The organism is Paenibacillus sp. JNUCC-31 (assembly GCF_014844075.1).
GTDB lineage: Bacteria > Bacillota > Bacilli > Paenibacillales > Paenibacillaceae > Paenibacillus.
This window is the reverse complement of the sequence record NZ_CP062165.1, coordinates 5,007,397-5,023,696: the sequence shown is the minus strand read 5'-3', so window position 1 is coordinate 5,023,696 and position 16,300 is coordinate 5,007,397. Positions and strand designations below refer to the sequence as shown.

Annotated in this window: 11 protein-coding genes; 2 read left to right on the top strand and 9 right to left on the bottom strand. The window is 47.2% G+C overall.

Annotated features, from left to right (window positions below; translation table 11 throughout):
- Positions 1-158: 158 nt before the first annotated feature.
- Together JNUCC31_RS21730 and JNUCC31_RS21725 are read right to left on the bottom strand one after the other, a co-directional pair.
- Entirely contained in the window at positions 159-2,441 is a 2,283-nt protein-coding gene (locus JNUCC31_RS21730; RefSeq protein WP_192264673.1) for a YhgE/Pip family protein, read from the bottom strand.
- Between the two features lie 206 nt (positions 2,442-2,647).
- Positions 2,648-3,229 (bottom strand): TetR/AcrR family transcriptional regulator, encoded by a 582-nt coding sequence (locus JNUCC31_RS21725; protein ID WP_062323809.1) that lies wholly within the window; start codon positions 3,227-3,229, stop codon positions 2,648-2,650.
- Positions 3,230-3,578: 349 nt separating this feature from the next.
- Between JNUCC31_RS21725 and JNUCC31_RS21720 the strand changes: the two genes are divergently transcribed.
- Positions 3,579-4,796, top strand: coding sequence for an MGDG synthase family glycosyltransferase (locus tag JNUCC31_RS21720; RefSeq protein ID WP_192264671.1), 1,218 nt, complete (start codon positions 3,579-3,581; stop codon positions 4,794-4,796).
- 273 nt (positions 4,797-5,069) lie between these two features.
- Here the strand turns inward: JNUCC31_RS21720 and JNUCC31_RS21715 are convergent, their stop codons facing one another.
- Both JNUCC31_RS21715 and thpR read right to left on the bottom strand, forming a co-directional pair.
- The gene (locus tag JNUCC31_RS21715; protein ID WP_192264669.1) at positions 5,070-5,927 is read right to left on the bottom strand and encodes a cell wall hydrolase; all 858 of its coding nucleotides are present in this window, start codon (positions 5,925-5,927) and stop codon (positions 5,070-5,072) included.
- A 130-nt stretch (positions 5,928-6,057) separates the two neighbouring features.
- On the bottom strand, positions 6,058-6,660 hold the full coding sequence (thpR, locus tag JNUCC31_RS21710; RefSeq protein ID WP_192264667.1) for an RNA 2',3'-cyclic phosphodiesterase: 603 nt from the start codon (positions 6,658-6,660) through the stop codon (positions 6,058-6,060).
- A 189-nt stretch (positions 6,661-6,849) separates the two neighbouring features.
- On the opposite strand from thpR, the gene JNUCC31_RS21705 reads away from it, so the two are divergent.
- Complete coding sequence (locus JNUCC31_RS21705; protein ID WP_192264665.1) at positions 6,850-7,806, top strand: D-2-hydroxyacid dehydrogenase; 957 nt, start codon at positions 6,850-6,852, stop codon at positions 7,804-7,806.
- Between the two features lie 136 nt (positions 7,807-7,942).
- On the opposite strand, the gene JNUCC31_RS21700 is transcribed toward JNUCC31_RS21705, so the two are convergent.
- The 5 genes from JNUCC31_RS21700 to htpG all read right to left on the bottom strand — a co-directional run bounded on the left by JNUCC31_RS21700 (position 7,943) and on the right by htpG (position 15,836).
- On the bottom strand, positions 7,943-8,920 hold the full coding sequence (locus JNUCC31_RS21700) for a TRM11 family SAM-dependent methyltransferase (RefSeq protein WP_192264663.1): 978 nt from the start codon (positions 8,918-8,920) through the stop codon (positions 7,943-7,945).
- A gap of 40 nt (positions 8,921-8,960) precedes the next feature.
- Positions 8,961-10,673 carry a methyl-accepting chemotaxis protein gene (locus JNUCC31_RS21695; protein WP_192264661.1) on the bottom strand — a complete coding sequence of 571 codons (1,713 nt, stop codon included), beginning with the start codon at positions 10,671-10,673 and terminating at the stop codon, positions 8,961-8,963.
- A gap of 289 nt (positions 10,674-10,962) precedes the next feature.
- Positions 10,963-11,970, bottom strand: a complete 1,008-nt coding sequence (locus tag JNUCC31_RS21690) for an LLM class flavin-dependent oxidoreductase (RefSeq protein WP_192264659.1) — start codon at positions 11,968-11,970, stop codon at positions 10,963-10,965.
- Between the two features lie 18 nt (positions 11,971-11,988).
- Positions 11,989-13,404: a deoxyguanosinetriphosphate triphosphohydrolase family protein gene (locus JNUCC31_RS21685; RefSeq protein ID WP_192264657.1), complete on the bottom strand. Its 1,416-nt coding sequence runs from the start codon at positions 13,402-13,404 to the stop codon at positions 11,989-11,991.
- A 551-nt stretch (positions 13,405-13,955) separates the two neighbouring features.
- The gene (htpG, locus tag JNUCC31_RS21680) at positions 13,956-15,836 is read right to left on the bottom strand and encodes a molecular chaperone HtpG (protein ID WP_192264654.1); all 1,881 of its coding nucleotides are present in this window, start codon (positions 15,834-15,836) and stop codon (positions 13,956-13,958) included.
- Positions 15,837-16,300 lie beyond the last annotated feature (464 nt).

Genomic DNA, 16,300 nt, shown 5'->3' with positions numbered 1-16,300 from the left:
AATCTCTGCATCCCTATGCATTTGTATACAAAAAGAGCCTGCAACCCATTTTTGGGTCACAGACTCTTTGCACTATTTGACTACTATATTGCATAATTTTGATACTTAAGTCCAAAGTTTATTTTCAACATTTTGTCCTGTTCCGGGTCCAATTCCGCTTAAGCCGTCACGACTTGACCGGATTCGGCCATTTCGGCTTCTTTTTTGGGACGTCTGCCGTTCCAAAGGAAGAAAGCCAAGGTTAACAGCACAGATACACCCGCATAGATGGCCAGAATTCCAGCCTGATGCCACATCACATCGAAATTGCCACTCGATACAACGGCCTTGAAGCCCATAATGCTGTGCGTCATTGGTAACCAAGGGCTAAATGCTTGCAGCCACGATGGAATCAACTCTACCGGGAAGGTACCCGCACTTGCTGCCAGCTGGAAGACCAACAACAATATGACGACATAACGTCCAGGCAGATCAAGCCAAGTTACAAGGGCCTGAACAATCAACATGAAGGTCAGTCCCGTAATGATCGTGAACAGATAGAACAGCGGAACGCTGTGTGTCTCCAGTCCAAGACCGTATAACATGAAGCTTGCAACGATCACCGATTGGAAAATGCTCATGGAGCCAAATACCAGTGTACGGCTGACAAAACGATTCCAGCCTGTTGCACCCGGTACAGAGGTTTCACGCATTTTCAACACAATCGTAGAAATCAGTGATCCTACAAACAAACCGATGGACAGGAAGAACGGCGTCAACCCTGTACCGTAATTGCTCACATTCTCTGCGGTGTCCTCTGACGTATTCACAGGTTCTGCGAACATGTTTACCACGTCGTCTGTTTTCTTGACTTCTGATGTTTTTTGAGCTGCATCATTCAGTTTGGTAGCCAGCTCATTCGATCCATCTTTCAGCTCAGTGAGACCGTCAGCCAGTTTGCCTGCTCCGTCACCCAGTTGCTTGGAACCGTCTGTGAGTGAACTCACGCCACCGCTAAGCTTGCCTACACCCGTTTGCAGGGCAGTTGTTCCCGAGCCCAGTTGTTTGGCTCCATCTGCGAGCAGCGTACCGCCACTTGCAGCTTCGCCGAGCTTGCCACTGAACTGCTTGAGGCCATCGGAGAGCTTTGCTCCGCCTTGGCTAAGCTGTCCGGCGCCCGCCAGCAACTGCTGCTGACCATCCACCAGTTGGTTCGCACCCGCCAGAAGCTGCTTCTGCCCTCCGTGCAGCTCGGCTGCACCTGCTGCCAGCTGCTGATTTCCCTGGTGCAGTTGATCCGCACCTGCTGCCAGCTTCTGCTCGCTCTCATGCAGCTGCTTGCTTCCGTCTGCAACAGCTGCGCTGGCTGCAAGCAACTTCTGCACATCCTCGCTGGCTGCCAGTTCCGGGTTCGATGCAGCAAGCTGCTTTAACCCGTCAGCAATGCCCTGAGCACCGTCAGCCACCTTGCTACTGCCGTCTACTGCCGATTGCAGACCAGTTGCCAATGTGCCGCTGCCTTGTACTGCACTTTGCAGACCCTCGGACAGTTTCGCGCTGCCCTGCTCGGACGACTGCAACCCTGCTTGCAACTTGCCTGCGCCGTCCACGGAAGATTTCAGTCCATTTTCGAGCTTTGTACTACCATCCTTCAACTGGTCTGCACCGCTCTGAAGCTGACTCGTAGCCGCCGCTTGAAGCTGCTGCAACCCGGATACCAGATTCGTTGTTCCACTTTCTAGTTTGGTTGCACCCGTGTGCAGGGCATTGACTCCATCACTTAATGGGGATAATCCTTCCTGAAGTTCCAGTGTTCCGGAAGCCAGCTTCGCCAGATTATCCTTGAGCTTCACGGCTCCGTCATCCAATTTGCCTGCACCTGTATTCAACTCGCCTGCGCCGTCGCCAGCTTCAGCCAATCCGTCGGATACTTCGGAGAATTTGTCGAGCAGCGTCTCCGCATAGGATTCTGTAACTTTGGCTGACACCTTGGCTTTCAGATCCTTGATTGCCGTCTTGCCAATCTGTGCGCCCACGAAACTGTAATTACCATTCGGTTCGTAGATCAGGTCAGCTGGCTTGGGCTTGTCATCAAGCAGCGTGGTGGCCTGGGATGAGAAGTTTTCCGGGATCGTGATTTGCATATAATATTTGTCATTTTCCATGCCTTCTCTGGCCTGACTGGCACTGACAAAGTCCCATTTAAAATCTGCATTTTTCTTCAGCTCATCAATGAGGTCCTTCCCAACATGCAGCGACTTGCCCTCCAACTCGGCGCCCTTATCCATATTGACAACGGCAACAGGCATTTCATCCACATGACCGTACGGGTCCCAGTAAGCGGCCAAATAGATACCGCTATACAAAATCGGAATAAACATAATGGCGATAACGGGGATCAATACTTTCGGGTTTCTCACGGCCGATCCCACATCCTTGAAAAACACGGATAAAGATTTCATGTCATTTTCTCCCCTTATTCTCTCTGCTCCAAGAGCAGGGTAACCATAGTGAAATTAATTTGATGTGTTCCAGAAATTTACCGAAACACTTATTGACCGCTTTACTCAAATGGTCATTTTAGAGCAAAAAACAAACCTGTCTCTCGACAAGCCTCACTGCTTTCGTGCAAATGACTAACCCATATTATAGTAGAATAAAATCAGGGCTACGTTGCGGCAGCAATTCCTTCCATTAAGAAAAGGCGAAAGTAGTTCTTGATTTCCTCCTTGCTCAGCGGTTCGTGTTGCTTGCTCCAGTCTGAGGTGAGGGCGATGTACAAACGAATCATCATAAAGGCTACTACCTGTGGATCGCAGTCGCGAATCTCTCCATTACTTCTTGCCTTCTCAAGCTCACGAGCCAGAAAATCGGAGATGACCTTCTCCACTTTTTCCAAACCTTCCTTGGCCTGAAGTGTACCAAAATCCTTAAGCTCCTGGGACAACTTAACCAGCAAATCGTGATCACGTCGAAATTCCAGCAACGAATCAAGCACACGAAACAGATTATCAAAAAAGGCACTTTCCTGATGAACTTCACGGTGAGCAATGTTCTTCATTTCCTGAATCACTTCCACCAGGATTTGGTCAAACAATTGTTCTTTATTCGTAAAGAAAGTGTAGATCGTTCCCTTACCAACGTTTGCAATCTTCGCTACCTGATCCATCGTGGTTGCCTTGTATCCAAACATGGCGAACGACTGCGCGGCTGCATGAATGACCTGCTGTCTCCTGTCAATCGGAGCCATCATATCCCTCCTCATTTTCATGGATCGTCCTATTGAATGACCAAAAATACAATTCAGTCACTCGGTCAAAAACTAGATTACCACTCTCATTATCAGATTGCAACCCTAACATTAAAAATTTGTGTTAATTTTTTTTAACCGAAATGCAGTGGAAACTGCTTCTATCCTCGTCTATAGTGTATGATGACTCCAATAAACGGGTAAAGACGAAGTTTCGAGGTATCAGAACATGAACTGTAGTGTAAATATGTAACGAATGAACATGATTTTCCGCTTCGCTGTATATTCATGTAGTAATGCATCGTGCGGTATGAACATTAAATTTAAATTGATGAATAAAGGTGAACTCATGCGAAAACCAAGAGTGCTCTTGTTATCCGAAGGTTTCGGCACCGGTCACACACAGGCCGCCCATGCGCTCGCAAGCGGCATTAAAAAAATTAGTCCACATGTGCATAGCCGGGTGATTGAGCTCGGCAAATTTTTGAATCCAACGATGGCTCCACTTATTCTGTCCGCATACCGGAAGACACTATCCGTTCAGCCCAAGCTGGTCAGTCTGCTGTATCGGACGCAGTATAACAAATCGCTGAACGGATTCACGAAATTGGCATTGCACCGGCTTTTCTATACGCAGACTGCTCAAGTCGTGTCCCAATTGAAACCCGATGCCGTCATTTGCACGCATCCTTTTCCGAATGCGGTCATCTCCCGGCTTAAGCGCCAGGGGCTCAATATTCCGCTGTACACGCTCGTCACAGACTACGACGTACATGCAACCTGGATCAATCCCGAGGTGAACAAATATCTGGTTTCCACACCACAGGTAAAGGCTCTTCTTGAAATCAGAGGTGTTGAACCCTCACGAATTCAAATTACCGGTATTCCTGTACATCCCGACTTCTGGGAAGCAGGAGACAAGGTGGGTCTACGGCAGGAAATGGGCCTCCAGAACATGCCTACTGCCCTGCTAATGGGCGGAGGATGGGGACTTTCTTTTGATGAAGAGCATATGAAGGCCCTCACTTCCTGGGCGGATCGCGTTCAGTTGCTGTTCTGTCTGGGAAGCAATGAGAAAATGATCGCAAAGCTGAAGGAGATGTCCTGCTTCCAGCATCCGAATATACGCATTCTGGGGTATACCCGGGAAGTCAGCAAACTGATGGATGTATCTGATGTACTGATTACGAAGCCAGGCGGCATGACCTGTACAGAAGCACTGGCAAAAGGATTACCGATGCTATTCGTACCTCCGTTGCCTGGTCAGGAAGAAGAAAACTGTGAATATTTTGTACAAGCCGGATACGGTCAGGTTATTCACTCTGCTGACGTCATTACCAACCGTTTCAGAGAGTTATGTGACGGAACTGCATCAGTTCAAGCTGAAAGTCAGCTGAAAGCAGTACACAAACCCAGCAACAAATCCAGCTATGATCCGACGTGCTGTGCCCAGGCTGTCCATGATTTATTGTTCCCGGCTACAGCCGAACTGACATCCGCGCCCAAGGAGCGCTTCACAGCCGGGATAGGAGCCACTTCGCTGTCAGGTACCCGAATCCCATTCTAGCAGCTCTATGACCCCTTCAAGACGTTCTACGAGGGTATTTCATATCCGCAGGCCATATGCAAAGAAGGTTCCCCTCCGTTAACTGGAAGGGAACCTTCTTTTTTCATTCATTTTTCCGTATGATTTACTGAAAAAAAGGGTAATGTTAATAACAAACCCTCATCAAAAATAAAATGAAAACAACGAAATAAAACTGCGTTCAAGGCATCTCAAGAGTTGATATTGTCAGAACATAGTTAACTACCCTGCCTGTTTGCAGAATTTATAGGTATTTTACTTGTAAAAAGTATGATGCCCGATGGTTTTCACTTTTTTCTGGGAATGAGCCACTGTCAGATCATCTGCGAGCGTCAATGACAGGAAATAATACGTATCATCGGCTACTTCTTTTTTCCCATTTAACGCTGCGTTCACTGCCTTGACCGTGTCCTCATTGGGAGTTACACGCTTCAAGCGCCCGTTCGCTACAGGACTAAATTGGGATTTCTGATAGATCACTTTGTAAATGGTATCGGGAAAATTGGCTGACCGCAGCCGGTTTAAGACAACATTGGCAACTGCCACTTTGCCTTCGTACGGTTCACCTTCCGCCTCTGCCATGACGATTTTTTGCAGCAGAAACAGCTCTTTATCGGACACACTGTATGACCAGGTCGCAAGTTTCGAGTCTTCCTGATTCAGAAGTTTGGTCCGCGTAAAGTAAAGTTTTTGGGGGGGAGTGGTAATTGCAGCTACCGCTTTGGCACGCTCTACCTTTGCCAATTTCAGAGCAGCCTCTTTCTTTGCTTTGGCCGCAGCTACAGCTCGGGCCGCATGTTTAGCTTTGGCTTCCTTCAGTTCCTGCTCTTCCTGAGCAGACGTCAGCCAGTTCTTGGCAGGGAGCGAATTAGTCCAGTTACTAGTCTGGATAGACCCATCAGCAGACAGACTTGTCCCGTCTTGCATCATTCGCCTGTCCCCGTTAAAAGAATTTTCGCTATTTTCCACAGAAGCCGCAAGTTCAGTCATCTGTTTGCTATCACTTGCCTCATTCCACTTTCCAGTCGCCTGAACGACATTAGCCCCCACTATACATACAAGCAGCACAGATAACATCGGTGCCACCCAACGATTCTTGCTTATAATATCCATTCGAAGATTCCTCCTGTCGAAACAATTCCCTAATCTAAGTAACCACAAAAAAAGAATTTGAATAACGTTGGCTAATATTACATAGGGAATAACGTAATGTCAATGTGATTTTATGTCATAATAATGAGTTTCAGGAAAAAGAAAACGCATCCACGACCTCATACATCGGCGTCTGACCTGGCTGTGTCACATATAGCACAAAATCTTGGATCAACCACGAATTATCACTCAAATCCTGTTCAGGGAGAACCCCAAATATTCCTTTATCCTCATTTCCTGGGACCTGTCCCAGAAATTTTTTCGCAATGGTAATATGCGGAGAATAAGGTCTCAATTCCGCCTTATATCCAAGGGATGAAGTCGCTTCCACGATTCGTTTTTGCAACAGATTCAGTTGCCCCAGTTCCCCTTCAATACCTCTCCATAGTACCTTCGGTGCTTCTTCCAAACCGAACGTTCCCCAGCCGGAGACTCGCAGCTCAAAAGGCTGGAATCCAGCGCCTGCAGAGCGCAGGGTTTTGCGAAGTTGCCCAATGTCACTAACAAGGGTATCCCCCAGAAATTGCAATGTAATATGATAATCCCGATGATCCGTCCATTTGCGAAAATCAAGTTTTCCCTGCACGAGTTCGGCAGACAGGCGAAGTGAATGTTGAATATGTGCCGGCAACCGAAGTGCAATAAATAATCTTTCCCGTCGTGACGGAAGGTCCTTATATGAGTACTTATTCATGGTACACACCTCTTCCAAAGTTCGTTTTATTATTTCATAGTCGTCTCTATGGTTTCAAGTTGGTTAAATATAGAGTGACACAATTTCTGGGATTTGCACATGAGGCTGCATTCCTGCCTTTACGCACATCATCTTCTTTTCTGCTACACTAAAAATACAACACAATTGAAATTCAGGAGGCCACTACCTATGGGCAAAATTGTATGTTTCCCTTCATTATCCACGGAACAGCAACAACGTATTCTGAACGCTGCACCTGGCTACTCACTTACGGTTGGCAAAGCCAAGGAGATTGACTCATCGGAGTTAAAGGAAGCCGAAATCATCGTTGGCTGGTCTCCTTTGGTGACCGAGCATGCGCTGAAAAAAGACAGTGCTCTGAAATGGGTTCAGGTCTGGTCTGCAGGTGTGGACAACCTTCCTTTCTCCGAATTGGAAACAAAAAACACACTGGTAACCAGTGCTAATGGCGTACACGCCATTCCCATTACCGAAATTATTCTGGGTATGATGTTATCCCACAGCCGCTGGTTGAGACAAGCCATGTTGCACCAGCAACAGGCAGAGTGGAAATCGCCAGGCAAGCCACTGCCTGAACTGAACGGCAAAACAGCAGTCATCGTCGGCGTCGGAGAGATTGGATCAGAAACCGCGCGCATTCTCAAAGCATTAGGTATGAAGGTGATCGGAGTGCGCCGCTCCGGAAAAGATGTTCCGAATGTAGACCACATGTACACCATGTCCGGCTTCCATGAAGCTCTCAGGCAGGGCGATTATGTCATCAATATTTTGCCACTTACGGATGAAACCCATCATATCTATGATCAGACAGCATTCGAACATTTCAAGTCTGGTGCCTGCTTCGTCAACGTTGGGCGTGGTCCAAGTGTAAATACGGAAGCTCTTCTTAGTGCATTGGACAGTGGACAGGTTGCCTTTGCGGCACTTGACGTATTCGAGGAGGAACCTCTCCCTTCCAATCATCCATTATGGGGCAAAGACAACGTTCTGATTACGCCGCATATTGCCGGCAGTACAGAGCAATACACTGAACGGGCACTTGATATTTTCGTGCAAAACCTGGAAGCTTATGTCGCTGGTAAAACTCTTCCGCGTAATTTAGTGGATTATAGTCACAAATACTAAAATACCCATTTTATTCCATGCAAAATTGTACAAATCTTTACTTAGGTATTCCCTTACCATTCCAAACAAAAACCTCCAATTCGGAAAAAAATCTTTCCTGATTGGAGGTTTCTTCTATTGTTCAGTGATACTCATGCTACGTGCAAAGCCAAATGTGACGTATAAACGTACCTTTGCTCACCGTTCGATACTGATCAATGTTCCATCCGGCATCCAAAATGTTCCCCTCTACCCTTTCGGTGGAAACGATAACCGCCCTGCCTGCAAGCTTCTTCAAACTATTCAACATGCCAAGTTGTTCCTCATCGGGAAGAACAGAGCATAAATTGTAAGGCATATCCAATATGGCTGCATCGTAAAAACCTTCCAAATCATTCATATCCCCGAGAGTAATTCTGGCCGGATCATACCCATAATGAGGAAGATTAGTGCGCGCCCCCTGAACCGCCAAAGGATTCAAATCATTGCCAATCGCCTCGATCCCCATCGATAAAGCTTCAATGACGACGGTTCCCATTCCACAGCACGGATCGAGTAACTGATGACCCTCCACTTGCGGAACCGCTATATTGACCAGCGCTCTGGCGAGTGTAACACCAAGGCCTGTGGAATAATTTTGTGGCTTCTGGTGATGGGTATGCCACGAACGATCGGCTTCGATCCACTGGCCCAGGATCCATTTTCCGTCTGCATGAATTAGTCCAAAAGTCACATCGGGCTGTTTCATCAGCGCCTTGCCCTTAATACACATGCCCAGCTCTTTTTCCAGCTGACGGGAATGCGCATAGTCCGGCATATGATCTCCTTCTTTCAGGCAGACCACCTTGAACGTTTCACCAGTAGACAGATTGATTTGTGAAGCAGCAGGCTTCAGATCTGCCACCGTATCCGCCTCGGCCATCACATCCAGTCTGCCCCGGACAAATGGACTTCTGCCCGGTGGAATGCAGACATGGGAGCGAATATAGGCACGCTCGCCGGAATGGATAACTATATCAGGAACGAGCATCGTGGTTAGCTCCAGTTCACATAATGCACGTTCATTTTCATGACAGGCAAAGGTATACACATAACTTCCGTTAACTGAATTTTTGCTGTTTGCATTGCTCAACATGGTAGCCGTCCTTCATGTTTCTTCTATTATAAGAAGTGGTTTATATTTTTAATTTTTCAATGGAAGCCAGCAGATCATCGGACAATTCTTTCAAGGTTTGAATGTTGCCGCTAATCGTTTCCATCGAACTCACCTGCTCTTCGGCCGAAGCAGACACTTCCTCTACACTCGCCGCAGATTGTTCCGACACTGCCGAAATCTGTTGACTAAAATCATTCATGCGTCCGCTCGCCTCCTGCATGCCCTCCAAGCCATCCGTCATCGTGGCAATGACCTGAACCATGCCCTCGACCGATTCACTAATCGTATGGAACAGATTGCCGGAATTACGTACTTGCTGTTGCCCCCGCTCTGTCTCCAGCACACCTGCACGCAATTCCTCAACGACACCCTGGGAATCCCTCTGAATGTCCTCTGTGATGACTGTAATCTCTTCCACCGAAGTTTGAACGGCTTCGGACAACTTCCGCACTTCTGCTGCGACGACTGCAAATCCGCGTCCGCTCTCCCCTGCACGGGCAGCCTCAATGGAAGCATTTAATGCAAGCAGGTTGGTTTGGCGTGCGATATCATGGATTACCTGAACCAGTTGGGAGATGTCTTCATTTTTGCGGTCAAGCTGTTCCATTTTGTTCATGGAAGACGACACTGCCCCAGCGATCTGCTGCATCTGGTTTACGGATTGTTCCATCGACTCGCGACCATTGAGCCCCTGTTTCAAAATAAGGTCTGACATCAGTCGAAGCTGGTTTCCCTGCTCGGAATGCTCCTGGATATGGTTGTTCAATCCTTCAACAGTACGAGCGGATTCTACAGCCGTTTCCGCCTGACTCTCTGCCGCTTTTGCCGACTCTTCCATCGTTATGGCAATTTGGCGACTGCCGATCTTAACCTCTTCGGAGGAGATGGCCAACTCACTGCTTTGGTGATTAACGGCTTCGGCGATTCGTCTGACATTCAGTACCATCGAAGTGAGGTTACCTTTCATGTCATTCACCGCTTTGGCAAGCACACCAACTTCATCTTCATGTTTGGTATGTATATCCTGAACATTCAATTGACCTTCCGCAATCAGTTTCACGGCACTGATCACCCGGAGCAACGGTTTAACCACTTGTGAACGAATAATTGGAATACTGATGGCCGTGATGAGAATCATCACCAGCACACCCACAATAATAATCATTCTTCCATCCTGCACGGATCGAATTGTCTGCGCAGCAGAGATGCTGGATTGTTCCTGATTGTATTCCACCATATAGTCCAGATCGACTTGCATGGCATCGAAGGAATCGGCCCCTTTTTCAGATACTTCCTTGGCCAATTGTTCCTGTCCTTCATCACTCAGCTTAATGGATTGCGTGTTGATCTTGAGGTAAGCTTCCCACTTCGTTTTGAATGCATCCCAATGTTCCTTTTCTTCCTGTGTCTTTTCCTGTTGATCGTATATTTTAATGGCCTGGGCCGTTTCCCGAATGAACTTGGTACGCTCTTCCCCGATGGTCGCTTTGTCCCCGGCCTGCGCATCATAATGGCGATAGCTCAATGATAAAATATGTTCTGTCGTATAGTTCAAACGGTTAATCTGTTGAAGCGAAGGTATCCAGTTATTGGTGATTTCATTTGTGTTTCTTTCCATGGAGTTCATCTGTGTAACAATTGTGACGCTAAGAAGAATTAAACAGAGGATTAATAGATAGAACGCGATGCTGATACGCAGACCGATACTCTTGATCTTGAATCTGCTAAACATATGATTTCCTCCTTAGGCCCATCTTCGGCTACTTCCGAATTTAGGTTCTTTTGTCGTTGTTTTACCCTTCTTTTGGCATCTTGCAAAATACTCTTTCTATATTATATTTATCGAAAAACAGACGTAAAGTATTATAACATTCTTTTGTTAAGGACATGCTTTATCTTGTAAAAGATTGTGAAATGATAACAAATTGAAAAAGAGCTGCAGCATACGGAATTGCCCGATCTGCAGCTCTTTAGATTTTGAAACAAAATGAGGAAGCAGGTTAGGAGTAAGCTGATGTACATCACGCTTCAGCCAGCAACCTGTAAGAGGACAACCTACGCCCGTAATCCGGTCCAGCCGTAACCACAAGCAATCGATTGGTACCCAGTCTGTCGCTCACCTGCTGTAACTTTTCCCAAACCTGCAAAGGTGTGCCTGCATAATGGCGTTGTGCTTCCGTTTCGGTGGCATTGTCCAAATTATGAGCCTTCGTGTCAGGATTGGTATGGGGATCAGGCTGGGCTTGAACCTCTTTTCCTCCCGCTCTCCGGTTCTTCGTCATTTCATGACTCCAGGACAGCGCCTCTTCCTCTGTCTCCGCACACAAAATGCTGACAGCAACCATGACCTCCGGTTCTTTCCGATGGGGACTTGGGATGAACCCCTCCCGGTAACGTCGCACAGCCTCTGTACCATCTGCGTCACTCATGAATTGACCAAATACATACCCCATACCGAAACGGGCAGCGAACTCAGCGCTCTTTACGTTGGTCCCAAGCATCCATAAGGATAAAGGCAGCTCAGGAATCGGGCGAGCGGTCACCGGATGCTCCTCATAAGTATAACGATCCTCCAGCAATTCCGTCAGTGCAGCGAGAGATTCAGGCAGCTTGGACACATGTTGCAAGTAATTGCCACTCAATGCCATCGTTGCATGAGGACCACCGCCTGGAGCACGCCCCAATCCGAGTTCAATTCGCCCCGGGTAGAGCGCCGCCAACATTCGGAATGACTCTGCTACCTTAAGCGGGCTATAGTGCGGAAGAAGCACAGCTCCAGAGCCAAGCTGGATCGTGCTGGTTCTCGCCCCAATATGAGCAAGCAACACCTCCGGTGATGCCGATGCAAGTTCGTCCATATCATGATGCTCAGACGTCCAATACCTTGAATACCCCCAAGTCTCGGCACGCTGCGCAAGGATAACCGATTGCTGAAGGGCCTGCTCTGCCGTAGCACCTTCCAATCTTGGAACAAGGTCAAGTACGCCCAGATTGTATTTTGCACTGATGTTCGCACCCAAGCGGCTCATCCCCTCCATCTCGCTTGTCTAGTCCAGATCGTAAATGGAACCGACCTTGAGACCGTAAAGTTCATTATATATTTTCTCGGCAAAAGCATCTGTCATTCCGGCAATATAATCGATCACCATATGTTCCCACGTCCAGATTGGATTAGCCTTTGCCTGGTCCTTCTCGTACCGTTGCAGCCAATCGGATGGAATAATGGATTTGGACGTTTCCGGATCAAGGAAAGCATCCCATAGACGTTTGATCATCCATTCACTGCGCTTTTGCAGCCGCTGGACTCGCAGGTCCCGAATCATGGTCACCCAGGCGAAGCTCTTGAGCACACTCACCGTACGAAGCATGTCGAGGTCCTCAGCACCCTCGCGGACAAACGTAACCTTCTTCCAGTCGCCGTTATCAAGTACCCCCAGGCTAGCGACAAAAAGGCTGACCCAGTAGGCCTTGACCTCACGGCGGGTACGTGAGTAATCATGCTCGCAGAACGGCATCTTTTCATTCCAGATGCGCAGAAACGAAGCAAGCACTTCTTCTACCTTTTGCCCGATCGCTTCCCTTGTCCATCCGTTCCAGAACAGATCCTCCAGCGTGGTAATCTTATCCACAATCAATCGATTGATATGCGGATCTTGGAGGAAATGCTCATGCACTTCAATCTTGCCAGCTTTGATACCATCCTCCAGATCATGCGCAGAGTACGCGATATCGTCGCAAAGATCCATCAATTGTGCTTCCAGCGTCTTCTTGCCATCCGGAATGTGCCAACGATTGCGAATCTCGTGGATGTACTGCCATTCATGGTGATACATGCCCTTCTTGCTCTCCGTGCCGGGGTAAGGGTACTTGTTGATACCCAGCAGTACTGCATCAGACAGATTCAGTCCGTCGATATCCTCGCGTTTCTCCAAATACATAATGAGGCGGAAGTTGTGAGCATTGCCTTCAAAATGTTCATATTTCCGCTTCAACTCCGCGCAAATCTCCAGCTCCTGTTGGGGGGACTTGGCCCCGCGGCTCTTCTTCATGATTTTCTTGACCTCAGTGTTGATGAGATCATCAAGAATGCCGTCCAGCACTTCTTCACCTTTATGTCCAAAGGGAGGGTGGCCGAAATCATGTGCAATCGCCGCACACTCCACCACTTCCGAATCAATAATCAATCCGGGGTTGTCCGCCTGACTCCAGTCTACCTCCGGAAACCGGCGAAGCAGGCTCCGTGCCGCTTCCCGTGCAATCTGTGCCACCTCCAGGGAGTGGGTTAATCGTGTGCGATAATAATCGCCTGTTCCAGCGCCAAATACCTGCGATTTGCCTTGCAACCGACGGAAGGTCGGTGAATGGATCAGTCTGGAATAGTCCCGCTCATATGCCGCCCGAGCTCCATCCAGTTTTGTCAGTTCAGGGTATTGTCTATGTTCTCTCAGATCGTTCCATTGCATGTTGATCACTCCTAGCCAACTGTCTCTATTTTGAGTGATTATACACATAATCAGCGTTTTCGAAAAGCAAAACCTATCTGCGATTGTCATCTCTTCTCACATCAACTTGTGAAGCACAGTCATCTCTTTTTATTATACCCTGCCAGACTATCATTCGTGCACCTAAATGATAATGATTAATATTGAAAGTAACTTATGACGAAAAAAGTGCCCTATACAGTTTGCGTGGCCGTTCCGGTTACGGATCGTTCTTTTGATCGCTGTTATTCCCAAATTTCTTTGATTCCCTTTAGAAAGGGAGAAATTCGGGAATAAAGGCGAACGCTTCGCTTCTTCAGAATCGATTCCGTCCCCTTCACTACTTTCGCTGTTTGATTCACACTCAATCTAAAATGACATTACATCGCCTTTAAGAGGCTAAAGAATACCATTAAATTGTTTATTCATCACTCAAATAATCCTCTGCCTCCCCCTTACCCTCCCCGGTATGGGTAAGGTAAAAACAAAAAACCGACAGGACGGAAATGCCCTGTCGGAGTGAAGATGGTGGGTTAGACCATAACCTTGCAGATGTCGTTGGTGAACTCTACCGGGTCTTGAATCGGCAGTCCCTCGATCAGCAATGCTTGATGATACAGCAGGCTTGTGTAGAGGTTCAGTTTTTCTTTATCCTGTGCGAATGCGTCTTTCAGGGATTTGAAAACATCGTGATTGATGTTAATCTCCAGCACTTTATCCGCCTGTACATTCTCGCTGTTCGGCATGGCTTTCAGGATTTTTTCCATCTCAATCGTCAGCTCGCCTTCCGTGGACAAACATACCGGGTGGCTTCTCAGACGTTTCGAAGCTTTAACGGCTTTTACTTTGCCGCCGAGCTGTGCTTGCATCGCTTCGAACAACTCTTTGTTATCGTTGTCCTGTGCGTCCGTCTCTTCTTTGTCTGCATTGTCCTCGATGCCCAGATCACCGCTGGAGATGGATTTAAATTCTTTCTCTTTGTAATTCATGATCATCTTGATTGCAAACTCATCGATGTCGTCGGTGAAGAACAAGACTTCATAGCCTTTGTCGAGTACACCCTCGATCTGTGGCAGCTTTTCAATCCGTTCAATGGATTCACCGGATGCATAGTAGATGTACTTCTGATCTTCCGGCATTCTGGAAACGTACTCGTCCAGGCTCACCAATTTCTTCTCTTTGGAAGAAGAGAACAGGAGCAAATCCTGCAGGGTATCCTTGTTCACGCCATAGTCGCTGTATACGCCATACTTCAGCTGACGGCCAAACGCTTGGTAGAACTTCTCGTAATTCTCACGCTCATCCTTGAGCAGGCTTTGCAGTTGACTCTTGATCTTATTTTTGATGTTCTTCGCGATCAGGCTGAGCTGACGATCATGTTGCAGCATTTCACGGGAGATATTCAGGGACAGATCTTCCGAATCTACCATACCTTTGACAAATCCGAAGTAATCCGGCAACAGATCACCGCACTTGTCCATGATCAATACACCATTGGAGTACAGTTCCAGACCTTTTTCATACTCTTTTGTATAATAGTCAAACGGTGTGTTCTCCGGGATAAACAGGATTGCATTGTATACCACTGCGCCATCTGCGCTAATGTGCAGGTGTTTGAGCGGTTTGTCAAAACCGTAGCGTTTTTCCATATAGAAGTTCGTGTAGTCTTCTTCGGTCAATTCGCTTTTATTTTTACGCCAGATCGGCACCATGCTGTTCACGGTTTGCTCTTCTTTGTACTCCTCGAACTCATTTTCCGTACCTTCCTTCGGACGCTGTCCTGTCACATCCATCTTGATTGGGTAACGAATGAAGTCGGAGTATTTCTTGATGATGGATCTCAGGCGGTACTCTTCCAAAAATTCGTCATACGAATCTTCTTCGGTATTTTGCTTGATGGTCAGGACGATTTCCGTACCTACGGAATCTTTCTCGGCTGGAGTAATCGTGTACCCGTCTGCACCTTCGGATTCCCATTTCCATGCTTCGTCGCTGCCCAGCGTTTTACTGGTTACGGTCAGCTTGTCCGCCACCATGAATGCAGAGTAGAAACCAACCCCGAATTGTCCGATAATGTTGTGGCCGTCTTTGGCTTCATTCTCTTTCTTAAACGCCAGCGAGCCACTCTTCGCGATAACCCCCAGATTGTTCTCCAGCTCTTCCTGGGTCATCCCAATTCCGGTATCGGTCAGCGTGAGCGTACGATTCTCTTTGTCGATGGTGAGCTTGATGTAGTAGTCCTCTTTGTTGAAGACGAGTGTGTCGTCTGTCAGTGCTTTGTAATATATTTTGTCAATGGCGTCACTGGAGTTGGAGATCAATTCTCTCAAAAAGATTTCTCTTTGGGTGTAAATGGAGTTGATCATCATATCCAGCAAGCGTTTGGATTCAGCCTGGAATTCTTTCTTAGCCATGAATGGGTGGTCTCCTTTCAAATTTGGATATCGAATGAATTGGTTGAATATAGAAAGTAAACCTTTGAATACTCCATGCAGAATGTTACGTTGCTAGAAAAGCCTTCAATCTCTTTGATCCCCAGATTATTTCGATTCACTCAATCGCTCAATTAAAATAAATGCATGATTTCTGCGGTCTAGCCGTTCCGGTTACGAATCGTTCTTCCGATCGCTGTTATCCCCTAATTTCCTTGATTTCCTCTTAAAAAGGAAGAAATTAGGTGATAAAGGCAAACGCTTCGCTTCTACAGAATCGATTTCGCTCCCTTCACTGTTGCCGCACCATTCATCAACTGATTTTAAACATTGCGATTTTTATTCAAGTAAAAATCTGTTGATCTCACTTGTGTGCAAATCTTTTCTAACCCCTCCACGCTCATGCATATCCTATTCAAGTTTAACTTTATCCATATTCAAAAACA

Excerpts from the sequence above, each read along its gene's own strand:
- JNUCC31_RS21730 (WP_192264673.1), bottom strand. The coding sequence starts at position 2,441 with ATGAAATCTTTATCCGTGTTTTTCAAGGATGTGGGATCGGCCGTGAGA.
- JNUCC31_RS21725 (WP_062323809.1), bottom strand. The coding sequence starts at position 3,229 with ATGGCTCCGATTGACAGGAGACAGCAGGTCATTCATGCAGCCGCGCAG.
- JNUCC31_RS21720 (WP_192264671.1), top strand. The coding sequence starts at position 3,579 with ATGCGAAAACCAAGAGTGCTCTTGTTATCCGAAGGTTTCGGCACCGGT.
- JNUCC31_RS21715 (WP_192264669.1), bottom strand. The coding sequence starts at position 5,927 with ATGGATATTATAAGCAAGAATCGTTGGGTGGCACCGATGTTATCTGTG.
- thpR (WP_192264667.1), bottom strand. The coding sequence starts at position 6,660 with ATGAATAAGTACTCATATAAGGACCTTCCGTCACGACGGGAAAGATTA.
- JNUCC31_RS21705 (WP_192264665.1), top strand. The coding sequence starts at position 6,850 with ATGGGCAAAATTGTATGTTTCCCTTCATTATCCACGGAACAGCAACAA.
- JNUCC31_RS21700 (WP_192264663.1), bottom strand. The coding sequence starts at position 8,920 with ATGTTGAGCAATGCAAACAGCAAAAATTCAGTTAACGGAAGTTATGTG.
- JNUCC31_RS21695 (WP_192264661.1), bottom strand. The coding sequence starts at position 10,673 with ATGTTTAGCAGATTCAAGATCAAGAGTATCGGTCTGCGTATCAGCATC.
- JNUCC31_RS21690 (WP_192264659.1), bottom strand. The coding sequence starts at position 11,970 with ATGAGCCGCTTGGGTGCGAACATCAGTGCAAAATACAATCTGGGCGTA.
- JNUCC31_RS21685 (WP_192264657.1), bottom strand. The coding sequence starts at position 13,404 with ATGCAATGGAACGATCTGAGAGAACATAGACAATACCCTGAACTGACA.
- htpG (WP_192264654.1), bottom strand. The coding sequence starts at position 15,836 with ATGGCTAAGAAAGAATTCCAGGCTGAATCCAAACGCTTGCTGGATATG.